Annotated in this window: 15 protein-coding genes, 1 tRNA gene, 1 pseudogene and 1 riboswitch; of the genes and pseudogenes, 11 read left to right on the forward strand and 6 right to left on the reverse strand. The window is 62.0% G+C overall.

Annotated elements, in window-relative coordinates:
* Positions 1-235: 235 nt before the first annotated feature.
* The 4 genes from ACFWO8_RS16505 (at position 236) to ACFWO8_RS16520 (ending at position 4,311) form a co-directional block, all read left to right on the forward strand.
* Positions 236-1,009, forward strand: a complete 774-nt coding sequence (locus tag ACFWO8_RS16505; RefSeq protein WP_378951000.1) for a hypothetical protein — start codon at positions 236-238, stop codon at positions 1,007-1,009.
* A 5-nt stretch (positions 1,010-1,014) separates the two neighbouring features.
* Complete coding sequence (locus ACFWO8_RS16510) at positions 1,015-1,584, forward strand: hypothetical protein (protein ID WP_378951003.1); 570 nt, start codon at positions 1,015-1,017, stop codon at positions 1,582-1,584.
* A gap of 7 nt (positions 1,585-1,591) precedes the next feature.
* Positions 1,592-2,395, forward strand: a complete 804-nt coding sequence (locus tag ACFWO8_RS16515) for an HTTM domain-containing protein (RefSeq protein ID WP_378951006.1) — start codon at positions 1,592-1,594, stop codon at positions 2,393-2,395.
* 236 nt (positions 2,396-2,631) lie between these two features.
* The gene (locus ACFWO8_RS16520) at positions 2,632-4,311 is read left to right on the forward strand and encodes a galactose oxidase-like domain-containing protein (RefSeq protein WP_378951009.1); all 1,680 of its coding nucleotides are present in this window, start codon (positions 2,632-2,634) and stop codon (positions 4,309-4,311) included.
* Between the two features lie 12 nt (positions 4,312-4,323).
* Here ACFWO8_RS16520 and ACFWO8_RS16525 read toward each other — a convergent pair whose 3' ends face one another.
* The 4 genes from ACFWO8_RS16525 to ACFWO8_RS16540 all read right to left on the reverse strand — a co-directional run bounded on the left by ACFWO8_RS16525 (position 4,324) and on the right by ACFWO8_RS16540 (position 6,771).
* The gene (locus ACFWO8_RS16525; protein ID WP_378951012.1) at positions 4,324-5,028 is read right to left on the reverse strand and encodes a hypothetical protein; all 705 of its coding nucleotides are present in this window, start codon (positions 5,026-5,028) and stop codon (positions 4,324-4,326) included.
* A gap of 35 nt (positions 5,029-5,063) precedes the next feature.
* Entirely contained in the window at positions 5,064-5,540 is a 477-nt protein-coding gene (locus ACFWO8_RS16530; protein WP_378951015.1) for a hypothetical protein, read from the reverse strand.
* Positions 5,541-5,557: 17 nt separating this feature from the next.
* Entirely contained in the window at positions 5,558-6,415 is an 858-nt protein-coding gene (locus ACFWO8_RS16535) for a hypothetical protein (protein ID WP_378951018.1), read from the reverse strand.
* An 80-nt stretch (positions 6,416-6,495) separates the two neighbouring features.
* Positions 6,496-6,771, reverse strand: coding sequence for a hypothetical protein (locus ACFWO8_RS16540; RefSeq protein ID WP_378951021.1), 276 nt, complete (start codon positions 6,769-6,771; stop codon positions 6,496-6,498).
* 1,295 nt (positions 6,772-8,066) lie between these two features.
* Here ACFWO8_RS16540 and ACFWO8_RS16545 point away from each other — a divergent pair.
* The 3 genes and pseudogenes from ACFWO8_RS16545 to ACFWO8_RS16555 all read left to right on the forward strand — a co-directional run.
* A complete protein-coding gene (locus tag ACFWO8_RS16545; protein ID WP_378951024.1) occupies positions 8,067-8,537 on the forward strand; it encodes a hypothetical protein in 471 nt (156 codons plus the stop codon).
* A gap of 2 nt (positions 8,538-8,539) precedes the next feature.
* Positions 8,540-10,708, forward strand: coding sequence for a hypothetical protein (locus ACFWO8_RS16550; protein ID WP_378951027.1), 2,169 nt, complete (start codon positions 8,540-8,542; stop codon positions 10,706-10,708).
* 58 nt (positions 10,709-10,766) lie between these two features.
* Positions 10,767-11,014, forward strand: a pseudogene (locus tag ACFWO8_RS16555) (transposase family protein); the annotation flags it as partial.
* Between the two features lie 312 nt (positions 11,015-11,326).
* On the opposite strand, the gene ACFWO8_RS16560 reads toward ACFWO8_RS16555, so the two are convergent.
* Positions 11,327-11,411: transfer RNA gene (locus ACFWO8_RS16560), tRNA-Leu, on the reverse strand.
* A gap of 241 nt (positions 11,412-11,652) precedes the next feature.
* Positions 11,653-11,749: riboswitch (TPP riboswitch) on the forward strand.
* Here ACFWO8_RS16560 and ACFWO8_RS16565 point away from each other — a divergent pair.
* From ACFWO8_RS16565 to ACFWO8_RS16580, 4 genes are all read left to right on the forward strand, one after another.
* Positions 11,740-12,447, forward strand: coding sequence for a TenA family protein (locus ACFWO8_RS16565; protein ID WP_378951030.1), 708 nt, complete (start codon positions 11,740-11,742; stop codon positions 12,445-12,447). It overlaps the preceding riboswitch by 10 nt.
* Complete coding sequence (locus ACFWO8_RS16570; RefSeq protein WP_378951033.1) at positions 12,444-13,466, forward strand: ABC transporter substrate-binding protein; 1,023 nt, start codon at positions 12,444-12,446, stop codon at positions 13,464-13,466. The genes ACFWO8_RS16565 and ACFWO8_RS16570 overlap by 4 nt, the downstream gene beginning before the upstream one ends.
* Positions 13,444-14,295: an ABC transporter permease gene (locus ACFWO8_RS16575; RefSeq protein WP_378951036.1), complete on the forward strand. Its 852-nt coding sequence runs from the start codon at positions 13,444-13,446 to the stop codon at positions 14,293-14,295. The genes ACFWO8_RS16570 and ACFWO8_RS16575 overlap by 23 nt, the downstream gene beginning before the upstream one ends.
* Complete coding sequence (locus tag ACFWO8_RS16580) at positions 14,288-15,094, forward strand: ABC transporter ATP-binding protein (RefSeq protein WP_378951039.1); 807 nt, start codon at positions 14,288-14,290, stop codon at positions 15,092-15,094. The genes ACFWO8_RS16575 and ACFWO8_RS16580 overlap by 8 nt, the downstream gene beginning before the upstream one ends.
* On the opposite strand, the gene ACFWO8_RS16585 is transcribed toward ACFWO8_RS16580, so the two are convergent.
* Positions 15,078-15,629 carry a VanZ family protein gene (locus ACFWO8_RS16585; RefSeq protein ID WP_378951042.1) on the reverse strand — a complete coding sequence of 184 codons (552 nt, stop codon included), beginning with the start codon at positions 15,627-15,629 and terminating at the stop codon, positions 15,078-15,080. The genes ACFWO8_RS16580 and ACFWO8_RS16585 overlap by 17 nt on opposite strands.
* Positions 15,630-15,648: the final 19 nt, after the last annotated feature.

Here is a 15,648-nt window from a genome sequence, read left to right on the forward strand (position 1 = left end):
GCCCTGCCGACTACGAATCCGCTCACGCGCCCGATAACATGGCTCAAGCCGCGTAATCACAAACCCCCGTGTCCAGTTTCCGGGGTCAAGGCCCGGGACGTCGTTGCTCGACCGTGGATGCCGCGGCCGCGCGATGGCCCGTCCGACTCGAAATACCGTCTCGTCGACGAGTGCGTATGCTACGTTCTCGTCTGGTCTGGTCAGAAGGCGTCACCCTTAGCTGGGAGGTCGAGACATGGATCAACAAACACTGTTGCAGCTCGCTGCTGACGAGCTTGCGATGCGATCGCTCAAGTATCGCGAGATCGAGGTTCTGGACTACGTTCCTACGCAGCCTGATCGCGCACTGCTTTGCATGCCCGGATCCGTCAGGGTTTTCGTCGCTGCCCAGGATGATCCGATACTGCAGCGAGTTCGAGATGCCGCTACCCTACGAAACGGCGAAGATGTCGCACTGGTCGAGAACGAGCTCCGGCCCCGTTTCGAGGGTCGCACGAGACTTTCGACTTACCAGGCTTGGCGTCTACTTCAACGTGCTCCCGTATTCGCGAGCGTTCGATATGGCGGCCGGACCCTCGCAACGAACATCTTCCCGCCGGACGACCTCGGCGTAGTTATCCTGGACAATCCATACAACGGTGGACAGCTGAGCCCGGAATCTCTGACTCTCGTCGAGCACCGACGTGACGGTACCGACGACGCATTGGCGGCCGTAGCCATCAAACACGAGCCGCCGCTGACCCCTGCTGAACGGGCTGCGTTGGCGCAGGTGCCGGAGGATCAGTTGGAGGCGAACCTGACGGCGGACGCAAGTTGTTGCGAGAACGGCACCTTTGTCGCGTGGGCTGCCATGGCCGTCACCGTCGCTGTCCTATGCACGGCAGCTGTCATGGCCGCAGAGGAAGAAGAGCGGCACCTTTCGGACGAGCAAATTCAGAGATTGGGCCCGGCCACAACGGCACGGGAATTGCTCGATATCCGCCGTGAGGCTCTCGGGCATGTGCATTGATCAAGATGGCGATCGACCATATGGTATTCGCTGCGCTTGCCATATTTCTGTTGGTGTGGTTCTCAGTGTCTGCCATCTGTCAGATACCCAGTAATGTCGAGAAATGGGAAGCTGGCAGAGCGGAGCAGTGGGTTCGCGCGCACGACGTATTCGGATTCATACCGCGCTGGAATTTTTTCGCGCCTACACCGGCGACGGACGATCTTCATCTGCTGTACCGCGATCGACTGCCGAATGGACACATAACTCGTTGGTGCGAGGTTCGTCCGCGCACGTCTTCGAAGTGGATAGGACCGGTCTGGAATCCCGAAAGGCGGCATAACAAGGCGCTGATCGACGTGACAGTCGAACTCGTCAAGGCCAGCTTGTCACTGAACCGTGACACCGCCCAGATGCAACTCACCCTGCCGTATATCGCGACGCTCAACTTTGTCTGCAGTCTGCCCCGAGACTATTGCGCCCAGGCCACCCAGTTTCTCATCATGCGGTCACAGGGGGCTGACGAAGATTCGGATCATCACGTGATTTTCTTGTCGACCATGCATCTGTCAGAACAGTTGCTCCGCGAGAGGTAAGCAGCCGATGTTCACCAGCTCGGATGCTCTGCATCTTTCGGCGGCTATCGGCTCCGTTGCCGTCATCATCGGGTCGATGGAGAGGCTAGCGATGCATCGGCATCTTTCCGATGGCGCCCTCGCCAGCTGGCCTGTCTCGACTACGAGTGTCGCCATGCTGACGAGAAGGCCCTTCCAACGCAGTGCCGGACGACTGCTGGCGTATCCGAGAGTGCTCGGCCTTGTGGCCGTCTGCCTGGCCTGCGGGGTCCTCTTGGCGCTCCGCCCCTCGTCGGTCTTCAACTCCTTGGCTGCCGGCATGATTGCCGTGACCTACATCTTGCTGAGTATGCGCTCGCGCTTCGGAGGCGACGGGGCAGACCAGTTGACAATCATCGTCTTCGCCTCGTTGGCTCTCGCCTTCGGCATCGGGCAAGAGCGCGCCAACGAGATCGTTCTCTGGTTCTTGGCAGCACAAGTATGTCTCGCGTACTTCACGGCAGGCGCGGCGAAGTTGGTCAGCCCGTCGTGGCGCAGCGGAGCGGCATTACCAGGCATCTTGACGACGCAGGCCTATGGGCACCCGCAGGCCGGCAAGATCCTGGTGCGCCATCGAGGCATCGCGACGGCGGCGTGCTGGTCGGTCAGCCTGCTGGAGTGCGGTTTTCCCTTGGCGCTCCTCGGCATTCGACCGCTCACCTACGCCCTCTTGATCAGCGGAGCTCTCTTGCACATCGGTACCGCAGTCCTCATGCGCCTGTCCACTTTCCCCTGGGCCTTCGTCGCCACGTACCCGGCAGTAATCTTCTGCGCGACTGGCACAGGGATGTGACAGTGTCCCAATGCTGTCACCACCGCGGCACGGTGGGCAACGTTGCTTGACGCGGCACTAGCTCCGATCCCGCGCCCCGAACGTCGCGTTCACCCCCACGAGCCGGGAAGCGAAGCTCGCGCTCTGGACGGACACGTCACAATTGAAGCAACGCCGCTGTTCGTTCTTCCTCGATGTGGATACTCTGGAAGACCACAACATCCGCGGTAGCTTCGGTTGATCCTGGGAGGTCAACGGTGCCTTGGAACACGAACATCATCGACTCCGAGATTCTGGCTATCCACGCATCGTTCTTGAATTTCGATCAGCTCGTATACTTCGGTGGAGATCAGCACGATCCGGAATTCAACAAGACCGGAAACATCGACGCGATTCGGCTGTTCGACTGTAACTCGTTCTCGATCCATAAGGTGAAACTCGATCTGTTCGACACCTTTTGCTCCGGTCACGCCCTGACCTACGGCGGGATACTCCTGGTTGCAGGCGGCACGCGAAGATTCCCGGACAAGGTGGCGGCGGGTCCACATCACATACACTTCCCCGGGCTTCGAGACAGTGCAGTGATCAGGCTGGATGAGAACGCGAAGTACCAGGCAAAACGGGTAGCCTCAATGAACCGAGGGCTCCCCTACCGACCCCCGAGTGAACCTCCGGCCGAGCATATCGACCACAGGGGGGATACCGGCGGCAGGTGGTATCCGACGCTGGTCACCCTGCCATCGGGCAACGTGCTGGCTCTCAACGGCCACCCGGGCACCGATGACGCCTGGCACACCAACTACATCCCAGAGGTCTTTACGCCGAACCCTCTCCCGAACGGGCGGTGGCACCGGTTGGGCGATCCTGAGAACGTAATGACACGGGCACATTTCGAGCAATACGACGCCGTCACCTTATATCCGCGGGCCTACGTGATTCCCGGGGGGAAGGTATTGATCGCCAGCCCCAGCAAGGGATACAAGACTGTGACTCTAGCGATCGACGAAAGCGCGATGAAGGGCCAGTATCAGGAGCTGGGTGACTTTGCCCCAGGGCCAACCAATCGGTACGGAGCGTTTTGGGAGTCCTCGGTACTCCTTCCCATGCGGTGGGACTCGACCGAGGCACGTGTCCTGATCACAGGCGCTGAGGACTCCTGGATTTGCACCGTTCCATCGGGTCCCGGTATCCCGCTCTGGCGCAGGACCGCACCGCGCCAGCTGGCCGGCCACCCCAGAAGGATTCACGGACAGGCTATTCTGCTTCCCAATCTCAAAGTTCTCCTGGTGGGCGGGGTCGCGGGAACGCCCCCGGATGCTGCGACACTCGATGCGACGGCGGTGAGGACACCAGAGATCTACGATCCCGAGGTGAACCGGGACGGCGCGACTCCCGGCAACTGGAAAGCGCTCACGCATGCCTCTGAAAAGCAGAGCCAAGTGAGGAACTACCACTCCACCGCAATTTTGATGCGAGACGGTAGGGTCTGGGTCGCCGGCGGGGACAAGGACGGTGCTGCCGGAATCGCCAATGCCAATCTGACAATCGAGATCTACGAGCCCTCCTACTTCGGGAACCCTAACAGGCCGGAGATCCTCGCCGCACCTAACCGCTGGCTCACCGGAACTACGTTCGAAGTCGAATCAACGCAGGTGAGCGAGAACAATATTGAACACGTGATCATCGTCCGGTGTGGGAGCGTGACCCATGCATTCAACGCCGACCAGCGATTGATCCAGTTGGGGTTCAACCGAATCGACGGAGACCGGTTGAAAGTGACCGCCCCCAAAGACGCCACCATCGCTCCACCGGGCTTCTATTTCATGTTCACAGTCAACAAGCAGAACCTGCCCAGCCTGGGAATCAAGGTATACATCACCGAAATACCCGAGTCCGACAGCGAACGCGCCTGGAACGGACTGTTCGCAGGGAGATGACCCGGACCGACTTCAAACCAGCGTGGATCCGATAGCGTCGGCCATCCACTGGACCAGGCGCTGTGGGATGAAGTTCGTGCATGTATCCATGACGGTTCCGGTGTTGACAGGGGAACGGCCGGGACAAAGAGTGGCGTCGGGGTACTCGTCGGGCAGGCCGAGCATGTGCCCGAACTCGTGGGCTGCAAGGTTGCCCGGCGGATTATAAGCGGTGTACCAATCTTTTTGGTCCCACCGGAAGGGGGCCGGAGGCGGCGGTTGGGCATGGACGCGGACGATGTGATCAAAGAGCCCGGTTTCGAAGTGCACTCGAAACGACACGCGGCACGGGACCTCTTTGCCCTTCCCGCATTTCCACTGCTGAGGTGGCGCACCGGGGGTCCGGACGGGGTTGTTCCAGGTCGTTTCGATATCGGTTTTCCACAGTAACCGCAGGGAGTCCATGACGGCGGACGCGATCCCCGCGTCCGGCACCGTCGCGATGTGGACGTCGATATGCGTCCACGTTCGGGTGAAGGCGATCCTGCCGACGACGTTGTCGCATACGGTCTGCGACCATTCGCCCGGTCCGAAGTACTCGCGGGCCAGGGTCTCGAGCGGCGCTCTGACAGAGCCGACGGACGAGCCAAGGACGTCTTTGCCGACACGGAAGTTGTTCAGGTCGCCCACGATGGCCGGATCGGCGGTTCCGTAGAAGTCGATGGCGGGTTCGACCACGTGTCGCCGGTAGATGCCCCGAACGCTGAGATCTCTCATGGTCGACCCTTTTCAGAAGGTTCGCCGAATGCCAGGATCCAGAACTGCTGCAGCGCGCGATCCATCACCGGGGTGATGAATGTGGTCCGGGTGGCGCGCTTCTCCCGTTCGGGCACGAAGCGGAACGACTCCTCCGCGCCGTCCACGACGATGGTCAAGGTACCCATCAATCCGTCGGGGACCCACTGCATGTGTTCCTCCGTAGGTGCCAGGCTCTGCAGACCGTGCCTCACCTCCCGGAACAAGTCGGCAACGTCGAGCCGATCGGGTGATATGGACTCGTATTCAGTGCGATCAGAGATTTGGGTGTTGAGACGTGAAATATCCGCTCCACGCACGGCATCCAGAGTGACGGTGCAGTCCACGCGTTGGGACGGCATACCGCCCGCAACGTGGTAGCGGACCTGAACCTCCGCGCCCAGTTCGCCGCGTTCGATCCTGGCGGCGAATTCCCGCAGTGTGCGCTGATCCATTCGGACGCCTCCCCCGTTCAGCCCAGCAGTACGAGAGTGGGAATCAGGCCGCGACCGCCGTCCCATGGGGCCAAAGCCTTTCCGAGCACGGATCCGAAAGTCCGGTGAGGGTCACTGGCTTTCATGGCACACCCGGGGGTCGGCGAGGTGGTGAGCAGATCACCCGCCACGATGGGTCCGTGCGAGCCGTCGACCTTGCAGAACACTTTGCCGATGAGGGCCACCGACAGCCGCTGCCCTGACGATGGCTGTTGGTCAAGGATCATCCCTGGCCGGTAGTCACCGGCTCCCGATACGACGCCGGCGACCCGGGTGTCGTACTCGGTGTCGCTCTGTCGTAGACCACCGCCGTCGGCGATGATCAGGACGGACCCGGGTTCGATGGGCTCCCCGTCGGGGACGTCGAACTGTTCGGCACAGTCCGCCCCGGAGAGGAGGATGTCGCCGAGAACCTTCACATCGCCGCGGAAATCTGCGACGAATTCCTTACCCGGGGCGACGGCGAGCAGTCCGCCGATCGCGTAGACGCCTGGTTGGTCGTTGGCGCCGGCAAAGCCGACCACTCCGGCTCCAACGTCGCTTACACCGAAGACCCCAGCACGCCCCCCGGCGACGGAGGCGGCCGGCATCGATGTCAATACGTTGGGATCGCCATGAACACCAAGGACACCGCCGTCGCTATTGGCAAACCCAATGACACCAGGACCTTTGCCGTTGCTTCTTCCAAGCACGCCCGGACCAAGGCCCGACGGGTCCGTAGCTATGCCGGCCACACCTGCAATCATTCCGGATGGACCGAATCCCGCCGGATTAATTGCCGCCGTTTCGCCTCTTATGGCTTCCTCATTGGCAGCTTTAATTGTAAACTTCGCCATTCCAAATACCTCCGGATAGCATATTTGCTCAGCGGGTCCGCTCAAGTCCTCCGATGGCAGCGTGCGACCGACTTGTCCGGTCAATGGCGGCCCAGCGGTGGAACGTCCTGGGGTGGTATTTGAACCACCGGCATGTTGCAGGTAGCGAATCCAGTAAATTCAACTTGCTGCCAAGTCGCTGGACCGTCCGAACTTGCCGCTTTGGTGCAGAACCAGACGCTGGCCTTACCTACCTTGGAGGAGTCGAACTCTCCGTGTTTCAAGGGCGTCAGGATCAGCAGATCCCCTACCTCCCCCTCGCAGGGAACAGTGACTTGCTCGAAAGAGGGCTTGAAGTTGAATTGCTCGCCAGTCATTGCAGGCCTTCCAATGATAGCGGGTCTGGATATGACTCAACGTTCTGGATATGACGCCCTAGTCGGCCCATGCGGAAGCATGGAACCGGGACTCCACATAAGATCATTCTTGTTCTAACTCGATAATCCCCCCTATTGCCACCTGTGTCACGGATCCTTAGCTTCCCAAATGAGTTCCTTCGTCTACTGCGTTGGGCGAACAATCGATGCGGGATCCTTCCCCGGTCGACCCCGTGTGACTTCATCGAGCGACGCCGCGACTCTGCACCTCGCGGCCGCCCTGCGTGTCAGGGCGACCTTGACCCTCCGACTGCGCAGATTGCACCCAATGGTGCGAGCCGACGACGGTCGAGACAACTGGCGAAGCGCTCCCGGTCGGCGTTCTGACACGCGTTGCCAAGGACGGGGCAACGTGCAGGTCCGGGTTGGGACAACCGGTTACGATCAGCCACGACTTCCACCGGATACCCGATTTGACCTTCGATTCGACGGTATTTCCGCCGAATGACTAGCGCGTCTGCTGAGCAGCATGTCCTCCCGCAGCGTGCAGGCGCCGTCATCGATCGCCGTAGAGAGGATTTCCGGCAGCGGTTCGGGAACCATCGAGGAGCTTGCGAAGAAGTTTTCGCTCCTCGTCGAGTGAAGACCGCCGCGTCCTTGTCGGTGATCGGGAGACCGATTCGATGGCAGGGCGATCGGTCGATCGCGGCGTACCTGCTCGGCGCCTTGCCAACACTTCTCAGGCGTGTCGCGTCAGACTTTGTGGCAGGGCCCGTTGTTTGCTGGTTTGACCAGTGAGAGTCTGAATCATGGCTAAACCATAGGCTGTTCCGGCCGAGGAGAGACTCGGATCGTGTTGTCGGTCCTGGCCGGGAGCTCACCGTGGCCGAGGTGGCCCGGCGGGCGAAGGTGTCCGAGCAGTCGGTAGGAAACTGGAAGCGGCAGTTCCTCGAAGCGGGCCGCGCGGGGCTGACGGCCGGTAAGTCCGGGGTCTTGACGCGTGAGCAGCAGCTCGAGGCCAAGATCGCGGATCTGACACAGACTTTGGGGGAAACGCACCTGGCGGCGCGGGTATGGAAGAAGAAGCCCGCGGAGAGCCGGAGAGCTGTTGGGCGTGAGGTCGGAATCAGTCGCCGCCGCGGCACCGAAAGCGGCCGGAAATCGAGTAGTAACTACTCGTGTGCCTCTGCTCACCACAGGCGTACCGTCATCACTGGCGACCGACCCGAAATAAATGTCGGCACATTCAGCCGGTCAGGCGCCGATCCAGGCCGACGCGGTCAACAGGAGGAACCATGGAACACACAACGCCATGCGATACCGACTTCGCCGCATCTCCCGCTCGTCCTCGTCCGGACAGGGTTGGTGCACGCGTTCCACAAGGCTACAACCTCAACATACGAATTCGCTTCGGCGCACGGCAGGGTGCGCTGTCTTGCGTCGCCGACGAATCGCACCACCCACGGGTTGGATCCGCCGCCGCAACTACAAGATTGCCGAAGGCGCTCGTGTTCAAGCTCGAGGAATCCGACCCCAAGATCGTCAACTGGCTCGCACAGAATGCCTCGAATCGCCAACTTTTCATCGCCCAGCCGGTCGATGCGCTCGTGGCCGCCGGCGTGGAGCTGACCCGCTACGAGCGCAAGGTACTCCAACGGATTCATCGCGCGGCCGGAGAGACGAACGTCTTGCCCCCGGGGGCGGAGCTAGCCGAGGTAACAGTCACCACCGCAAAGAACCGTGGGAACAAGACAGGTGGTGACTAGCGATGGAACGCACACGTACATCCGATTTCGACGTGCTGCTACAGGTATCCGAGGACGAGCTGAACAATCAGATCGCCAACGTATTTCTCACCGACCCCCTTTTCCCCTCGATTGTATCCAGAACCGGCGAGGAAAGTCCGGTCCAAGCGACCACGTTCCTGAACTTCAGAACGCCGACCGTAGATCTGACGGACACTCGAACCGTCATACGATTGATCGTCGATTTTTCCGATTCCACCCTCATTATCGACGAACCGCAAGAGTTTGCCGGTGAAATCACTGCACTCGGTGGCACTATTCAGATTGTCGAAAGAATCAGAACGGCGGAGGAGGACGGAGAAATCTCTATTTTTCTGGACTTCACTGCTATCACTGACGACGAAATCGACCTCGATTTCGATACGGACTCCATCGATGCCTTCAACCGTCAGGGGATACCGATCGAACAGGTGCGGTCGGAGATGCGCAGAATCATAGCCGAAACGCTAAGGGAAAGCATCCGGCGTATGCCCTTGTCTCCCCCGGTTTCGGCGGAAGAAATCTCCGAAATCCAGGTGACAACCATCAACGACACGGAGTTCACGGATCGCGACTGCATTGCCCTCGGTATACGAATGTCAGCCGATTCCGGCGGTGATCCGAATGCCGGCCGCATCAACGACGTACGGCAGAACTTCATAACACCCGCCGGCTCAGCCCTGCTCATGATCAGTAATCGTTTTCTGTTCGCACAGTTCCGAAGGGAGGCCGCAGACGAACTCGAAATACCACCGGACAGTTTCGCGGCTCCGTTCGAACTGAGGTCCCCGGTGACCATCGAAGATATTACGATAAGAAGATTTACTGGGCGCGTAGACGGTAACAGAATTCGCTTCGACGGGTTCGCAGAGCACACCACCCGCCTCGCAGACATCGAAGCGACCTTTACATTCTTCGCCGATTTCTCGGCAGAAGACGGTGACGTCACCATTTCCTTTACGAGACCGGATGTCGACATAGAAATCGAGCTCCCGCCGAGCGCCTATATAGTAGGAGGCCTGTTCGGTTTTTTATTTCCCGGAGTGGGAACCGCGATCGCGGCATCAATACTCATAGTTCTGCGAGCCGGCGTCGAGTTTCTGGAAATACTCTTGGAACAATTTGTCAACAGACTTTCACGCGGCTCCTCTTCCGGCCTGAGCAGCCTGTTCGGCGGATCTCTGCGAATCGATGGCATTGAGCTCGACGATCTGGAGCTGCGCTGCTCGATCATCCCGGAGGACCGCATACTTGCACGGGAAGAAAGAAGTCATTCCTCCCGAACCGGATTCGCTGTCGATCTCGACTCGGGAACCATCGGCCCGGACACATTTTCGGGCGCCGATCTGGTTTGGTCGCCAATCCGAGGAATTTCCACCGTAGACGGAGCGCGATTACGGATCGTAGCGATATCGTACGAACAGTTGACACCGGAGCGAATGAGTCGGCTAGAGTTTACGGATCGCCGGATACCGCGGACAGATATCCCGATCGGAGGTGAGCAATTCGTTCTCGACCTCGGACGAATATTCCTCGGCGGAGTTGTCTTCGCCGTTCGCACGAGCGCGGGGCGCTTTGCCAGAGTGCGGGCTTGGCAGGATGACGATATCGACCGAGTCCACATGACCTGGGTAACCTACGACAACCCCATTCCGCTGATCGATCTTCGATCTCAATTCTCCGTGCTCGCCAAGGGCGATCAACTCAATCCAGGGGCAACACTCTGTCAGAAGTTCAGCGTACGCTCCCGAACAGCGCTGCATGCCGAGCCGCAACTGATGGCGCTGCCGATCGACTTCGTATGGTCGCTGAACGGCGAGGTACTGACCACTGAAAGGGGTAGCGTCACCGTTCCGAGCGGAACCCTCGACTACACGTTGTCCGCGGAGCGTGATCGGTTGACCGTCGAGACGACCGAGATCGGGCAGATAGTCGACTGCCCGCTGTGTGTGACCGGTACGGACGCCCGTCGACAGGAGGTCGTGACGTGCACCGATCTGCGGCCGACTCCGATCGTCTTCGAGAATTGCAAGATCCCGGATCCACCCCGTCCAATTCCTCGACTCCGGATTATTCCGGCCGGACCGCTGGTCGCGACTTGGCGGCCCCTCCTGCCTGAAATTGCGAAGGCACTTGCGAAGAGGCCGACCTGACCGAATGCCTAAGGGGTGTGCCGTAAGTCGTTGAGCAGCAACAGGTATCGTCTCACCGGTGGTGATCTCGGCAGCTGACCCGGTGACGGTGGAGTTCTTCTCCGGCCTGCGGCCAGCCACGTTCGCTCGCCTGATCACATAGTTGCGGCGCGAGGGCGCTGACCGACCGTTGCGCTGCCGACCGTGGGGCTTGTGCTTCGAAGACCGGGTGCTGCCTACTGGCGAACCAACCTCACAATGCGACAACTCGCGGCCGTGTTCGGCGTCTCGAAATCGGCCGCGGCCCAGGTGATCGAGGACCTCGGAGGATGTGGTGTTTTCCATCCTGCCGCCGGGAGATCTGTCCCCTCAGCTCTCCCCTGCCCGGGCGTCAACAACCTCATGACCTACAACACCTAGCCACGGTCGCCCGCAGCGGACTCGATCGGCAGATATCCTCCACGGTTGGGAGGGTCCATGGCCCGCTGATGTCGCCGGTTTCTTGAGGATCTCTCAGATTGACCCGTGTTGAACCCCCACGGGCTCCTACCTGCGGTTTTGCGATTTTCTCGACTTGACGAGACCGCCGACCAACGTCTATAACTGCTGGTCAGAGGGGTGATGCGTTGAAAAGCGTTGTGTCCGGAGGGGGACTTGAACCCCCACGCCCTAATACGGGCACTAGCACCTCAAGCTAGCGCGTCTGCCATTCCGCCACCCGGACTTGCTGGTGTGCCAAAAGATTATCCGACGCGCTGTCGGAAACCAAATCGCCTAGATGACCTGCTGTTTTGTGTGGGGTCGGCGTGATGTCGATCGGCCCGTAGAGCGGTATCTGAGATTGACGGCGCACCGTGTTGCGGCAGGCGCAAGAGTGCAGCCGGTGCAGCATGGCCGATGATGCCGGGGCTTCGCGCGCAACCGGGCATAGCCCGCGTGTCGGCGGTCGCTGCTAGTGTCGGTCGAGTTCTGACACGGGGTGCTTCGCATAGGGCGAGGCTGAGAACAGACCCGGGAACCTGTTCAGGTAATGCTGACGAAGGGATGTCACGGTGTTGCGCGCCCACACCACGAGTACCGATAGCTTCACCGCCCGCCTATGGGATCAGACGAAAGCCCTCCGTGGCGCGATCGACGACCTGGAGTTCCTGCGCCGCCTCGGCGAGGGCACTTTGCCGCTCGAGGTGTTCCGCACCTACATCGAGCAGGATTCGCTGTATCTCACCGGGTACTCGAAGGCGCTGGCGATTCTCGCCGCCAAGTCGCCGGACCCGCAGACCGCGGCCTTCTGGGCGACCTCGTCCGCGAACGCCGCCGCTGTCGAGTCGGCCATGCACGACCAACTGCTCACCGGTGGCGCGCTGCCGCCGCGGCAGGGCGAGCCGGAGCGTTCGCAGACCTGCCTGGCCTATGTCTCCTACCTGATCGCCGCCGCCGCGACCGAGTCCTACGCCGTCGCCGCGGCGGCCGCGCTGCCCTGTTTCTGGATCTATGCCGAAGTGGGGCGCGACCTGGCCGAGAGCGCCGCGCAGGTGATCGCCGCCGACCCCGCCCACCCGTACGCCCAGTGGGTCACCACCTATGGCGCTGCGGAGTTCCAGCAGTCCGCGGCCACGGCTCGAGCGCTGGTCGACGCCGCTGCCGAGTCGGCGAGCGAGCATGAGCGGGCGGCGATGGAGAAGGCATTCATCCTCGCCGTGCGCTACGAGTTGATGTTCTGGGATACCGCCCTGCATCCGCAGCCCTGGCCTGCCGCATGACCGGGCGGTTTCGCCGCGCGCTCGCGGTCATCGCAACCACCGTCGCGACCCTGTCGCTGGTCACCGCATGCGGTTCGGGCGGCGGCTCCGACCAAACCATCCGGTTCGCGCTGGACTGGACGCCGAACACCAACCACGTCGGGCTCTACGTCGCGTTGCAGCGCGGCTACTTCGCCGACGCCGGTCTGGATGTGCAGGTGCTGCCGTACAACAATTCCTCGGTCGACACGGTCGTCGATGCCGGAAACGCGGAATTCGGGATCAGTACACACAATTCGTCGACCTTCGCCCGCGCGTCGGGTGCGCAGGTCAAGTCGGTTCTCGCTCCGCTGCAGCATTGGGCGACGGGCATCGGGGTGCGTGCCGATCGTGCCGACCTCGCGAGCCCGAAGGACCTCGACGGCAAGACCTACGCCGGTTTCGGCGACCCGGGCGAGCGGGAGGCACTACAGCAGGTCATCCGCAACGACGGCGGCACCGGCGATTTCACGTCGGTGGTGCTGGGTTCGTCGGCTTACGAGGCGGTCTACTCCGGCAAGGCGGACTTCACCGTCTCGTATCTGGCGTGGGAAGGGATCGAGGCCGAACACCACGGCACCCCGATGCGGTACTTCCGGTACACGGACTTCGGTTTTCCGGACTCCTACGCGATCGTGATCGACGCCAACGAAGGCTGGCTGGCCGAGAATCCGGACCGCGCAGCGCAATTCGTGCAGGCTCTGCAACGCGGCTACCAGTTCGCCGCCAACAATCCGGACGCGGCGGCCCAGGATCTCATCGACGCCAATCCGGGCGCGTTCAACGACGAGGCGCTGGTCTTCGAGAGCCAGCGCATGCTGGCCGCGCAGTTCATGAAGGACGCCAAGGGCAAGGTGGGCACCCAGACGGTGGAGCAGTGGTCGGCGAATTCCGGCTTCCTGTACCGGGGCGGTCTGCTGACCGGCCCCGATGGAAAGCCGGTGACCACCGAACCCGACTGGTCGACATATTTCACCAATGAGTACCTCGCCAACCCGTGAGCTGTCCGTAGCCGCGTCGCCGCTGGTCCCCACCGGCGACGACGGCGGGACGGCTCGCTGGGCAGGGATCCGGTGGGCGGCGCCGTCGTTCGTCACGGTGGCGGTGCTCGTCGCGATCTGGCAGGTCTACGTCACGAGCAGTGGTGTCCGTCCGCAGGTGCTGCCGTCACCGCTGCGGGTCGTCGAGCAGGGGTGGGCGCACCGGGACGAGATCAGTTCCCATGCTGCCGCCACCTTGCAGGTGACTCTGGTCGGGTTCGCGGTGTCGCTGTGTCTGGCGTGGGTGCTGGCGGTGGTCGTGGACTTCTCGCCATGGCTGCGGCGGGCATTGGTGCCGCTGTTCGTCGCGTCGCAGACCGTGCCGATCGTCGCGATCGCACCGTTGATGATCATCTGGTTCGGGTTCGGTCTGCTGCCGAAGATCCTGGTGGTCGCGCTGGTTACCTTCTTTCCCATGGCCATCGGCCTGATCGAGGGATTCGCCGCGGCCGACCGTGACGCGGGCGCGCTGCTGCGGAGCATGGGCGCCTCCCGCCTGCAGGTGTTCCGGTATGTGCGGCTGCCGTCGGCGCTGCCACGGTTCTTCACGGCGTTGCGGATCGGGATCACCTATGCGGTTGTCGGCGCGGTGTTCGCCGAGTATGTCGGCGCGAGCGTCGGTCTCGGCATCTATATGAGTCTGCAGAAGAATTCGTTCCGCACCGACCTGGTTTTGGCGGCGGTGCTGGTGACGGCGCTGCTGAGTATCACGCTGTACCTGTCGACGTTCGCGATCGAACGCCTCGTCGCTCCGTGGTCGCGCGTGCAGAAAAGGAGCCGACGTGACTGACGCCGGGGGCGACCGAATCGTCGTCGACCATCTCATCAAGTCGTTTCCGCAGCCCGGTCGGCGCAGCCCGGACCTCGAGGTGCTGGGCGGGGTGTCGTTCACAGTCCGATCGGGCGAGTTCGTCACCGTCATCGGGCCGAGTGGTTGTGGCAAGAGCACCGTGTTCAACATGCTGGCCGGACTCGAATCCCCCGACTCCGGCAGCGTCGGCTTCCGCGCGGCCGACGGCGAGGACACCGCATCGCATTGCGCCTACATGCCGCAGAAGGACCTGCTGTTCCCCTGGCGAACCATCCTCGACAACACCATCCTCGGCTTGCGCGTACAGGGTGTCCCGAAAGCAGAGGCCCGGCGCCGCGCCCGCGAACTGTTTCCGGTATTCGGCCTGTCCGGTTTCGAAGACGCCCGCCCGTCCCAGCTGTCGGGCGGGATGCGACAGCGGGCCGCGCTCCTGCGGACCGTCGTCCAGGAGCGCGAACTGCTGCTGCTCGACGAACCCTTCGGCGCGCTCGACTCCCTGACTCGCACCGAGATGCAGTCATGGTTGCAAGAGGTCTGGCAGCGTTACCGCTGGATGGTCCTGATGATCACCCACGATGTCCGTGAGGCGGTGTATCTGTCGGACCGCGTGATCGTACTGTCGGCGCGTCCAGCCACCGTGCGCTACGAACTGCGCATCGACCTGCCCCGACCGCGCGGGTTGTCCACGATCACCGCCCCCGAATTCGTCGCGCTGGAAGAGAAACTCCTCACGATCCTGCACGAGGAGTCGCGTCGGGCATTCACCGAACAGCGGTAGCTCGACCGATCGGTCGTGGCGGAGCCACCGTGGCGAGTAGGGCGCCTACCCCCGCACCAGCCGCGTTCATGAGGACGTCGTCCACCGAGGACACACGGCCCAGATCCAACGCGTACTGCGCGACCTCGAGTGTGGTCGACAGCAGCGCGCCGACACCGGTCATTCGAATGACACCGGACAATCGGGGAAATCGAAGGGGAAGAAGGAATCCCAAGGGCACGAACAACACGAGATTGGCGCCGACCTGCACCACGACGGTCGAGGGCGCGGCGCCCAGGGTGGCGGCCAGGTCACGCAGCGGCACCAGGCTGACCTCGCTGTCACCGGCGGCGGGCGTCAGGATCATCCAGACCCACGGCAGGATCGCCGCGACGACGCCGATTTCGGCGATCGAGTGCCGCAGCGCGATTCGCCGCGGCGTCCCCGCACCGAGCCGCCAACGGACGAGCAGCGCGGTGGCGGCCAGGACCACGGGCATGGCAAGCGCCCAGACGATCAGCACGTGCCCCCACGAATCCCATACGCTCCGCACCACTCGCTCCACCATAGTTGCG

This window comes from Nocardia sp. NPDC058480 (assembly GCF_042720495.1).
Taxonomy (GTDB): Bacteria; Actinomycetota; Actinomycetes; order Mycobacteriales; family Mycobacteriaceae; genus Nocardia.

What these genes read in the sequence shown, in the direction of transcription:
- ACFWO8_RS16545 (WP_378951024.1), top strand. Translation starts at nt 8,067, where the DNA reads ATGGAACACACAACGCCATGCGATACCGACTTCGCCGCATCTCCCGCT.
- ACFWO8_RS16570 (WP_378951033.1), top strand. Translation starts at nt 12,444, where the DNA reads ATGACCGGGCGGTTTCGCCGCGCGCTCGCGGTCATCGCAACCACCGTC.
- ACFWO8_RS16550 (WP_378951027.1), top strand. Translation starts at nt 8,540, where the DNA reads ATGGAACGCACACGTACATCCGATTTCGACGTGCTGCTACAGGTATCC.
- ACFWO8_RS16530 (WP_378951015.1), bottom strand. Translation starts at nt 5,540, where the DNA reads ATGGATCAGCGCACACTGCGGGAATTCGCCGCCAGGATCGAACGCGGC.
- ACFWO8_RS16505 (WP_378951000.1), top strand. Translation starts at nt 236, where the DNA reads ATGGATCAACAAACACTGTTGCAGCTCGCTGCTGACGAGCTTGCGATG.
- ACFWO8_RS16535 (WP_378951018.1), bottom strand. Translation starts at nt 6,415, where the DNA reads ATGGCGAAGTTTACAATTAAAGCTGCCAATGAGGAAGCCATAAGAGGC.
- ACFWO8_RS16575 (WP_378951036.1), top strand. Translation starts at nt 13,444, where the DNA reads ATGAGTACCTCGCCAACCCGTGAGCTGTCCGTAGCCGCGTCGCCGCTG.
- ACFWO8_RS16515 (WP_378951006.1), top strand. Translation starts at nt 1,592, where the DNA reads ATGTTCACCAGCTCGGATGCTCTGCATCTTTCGGCGGCTATCGGCTCC.
- ACFWO8_RS16510 (WP_378951003.1), top strand. Translation starts at nt 1,015, where the DNA reads ATGGCGATCGACCATATGGTATTCGCTGCGCTTGCCATATTTCTGTTG.
- ACFWO8_RS16540 (WP_378951021.1), bottom strand. Translation starts at nt 6,771, where the DNA reads ATGACTGGCGAGCAATTCAACTTCAAGCCCTCTTTCGAGCAAGTCACT.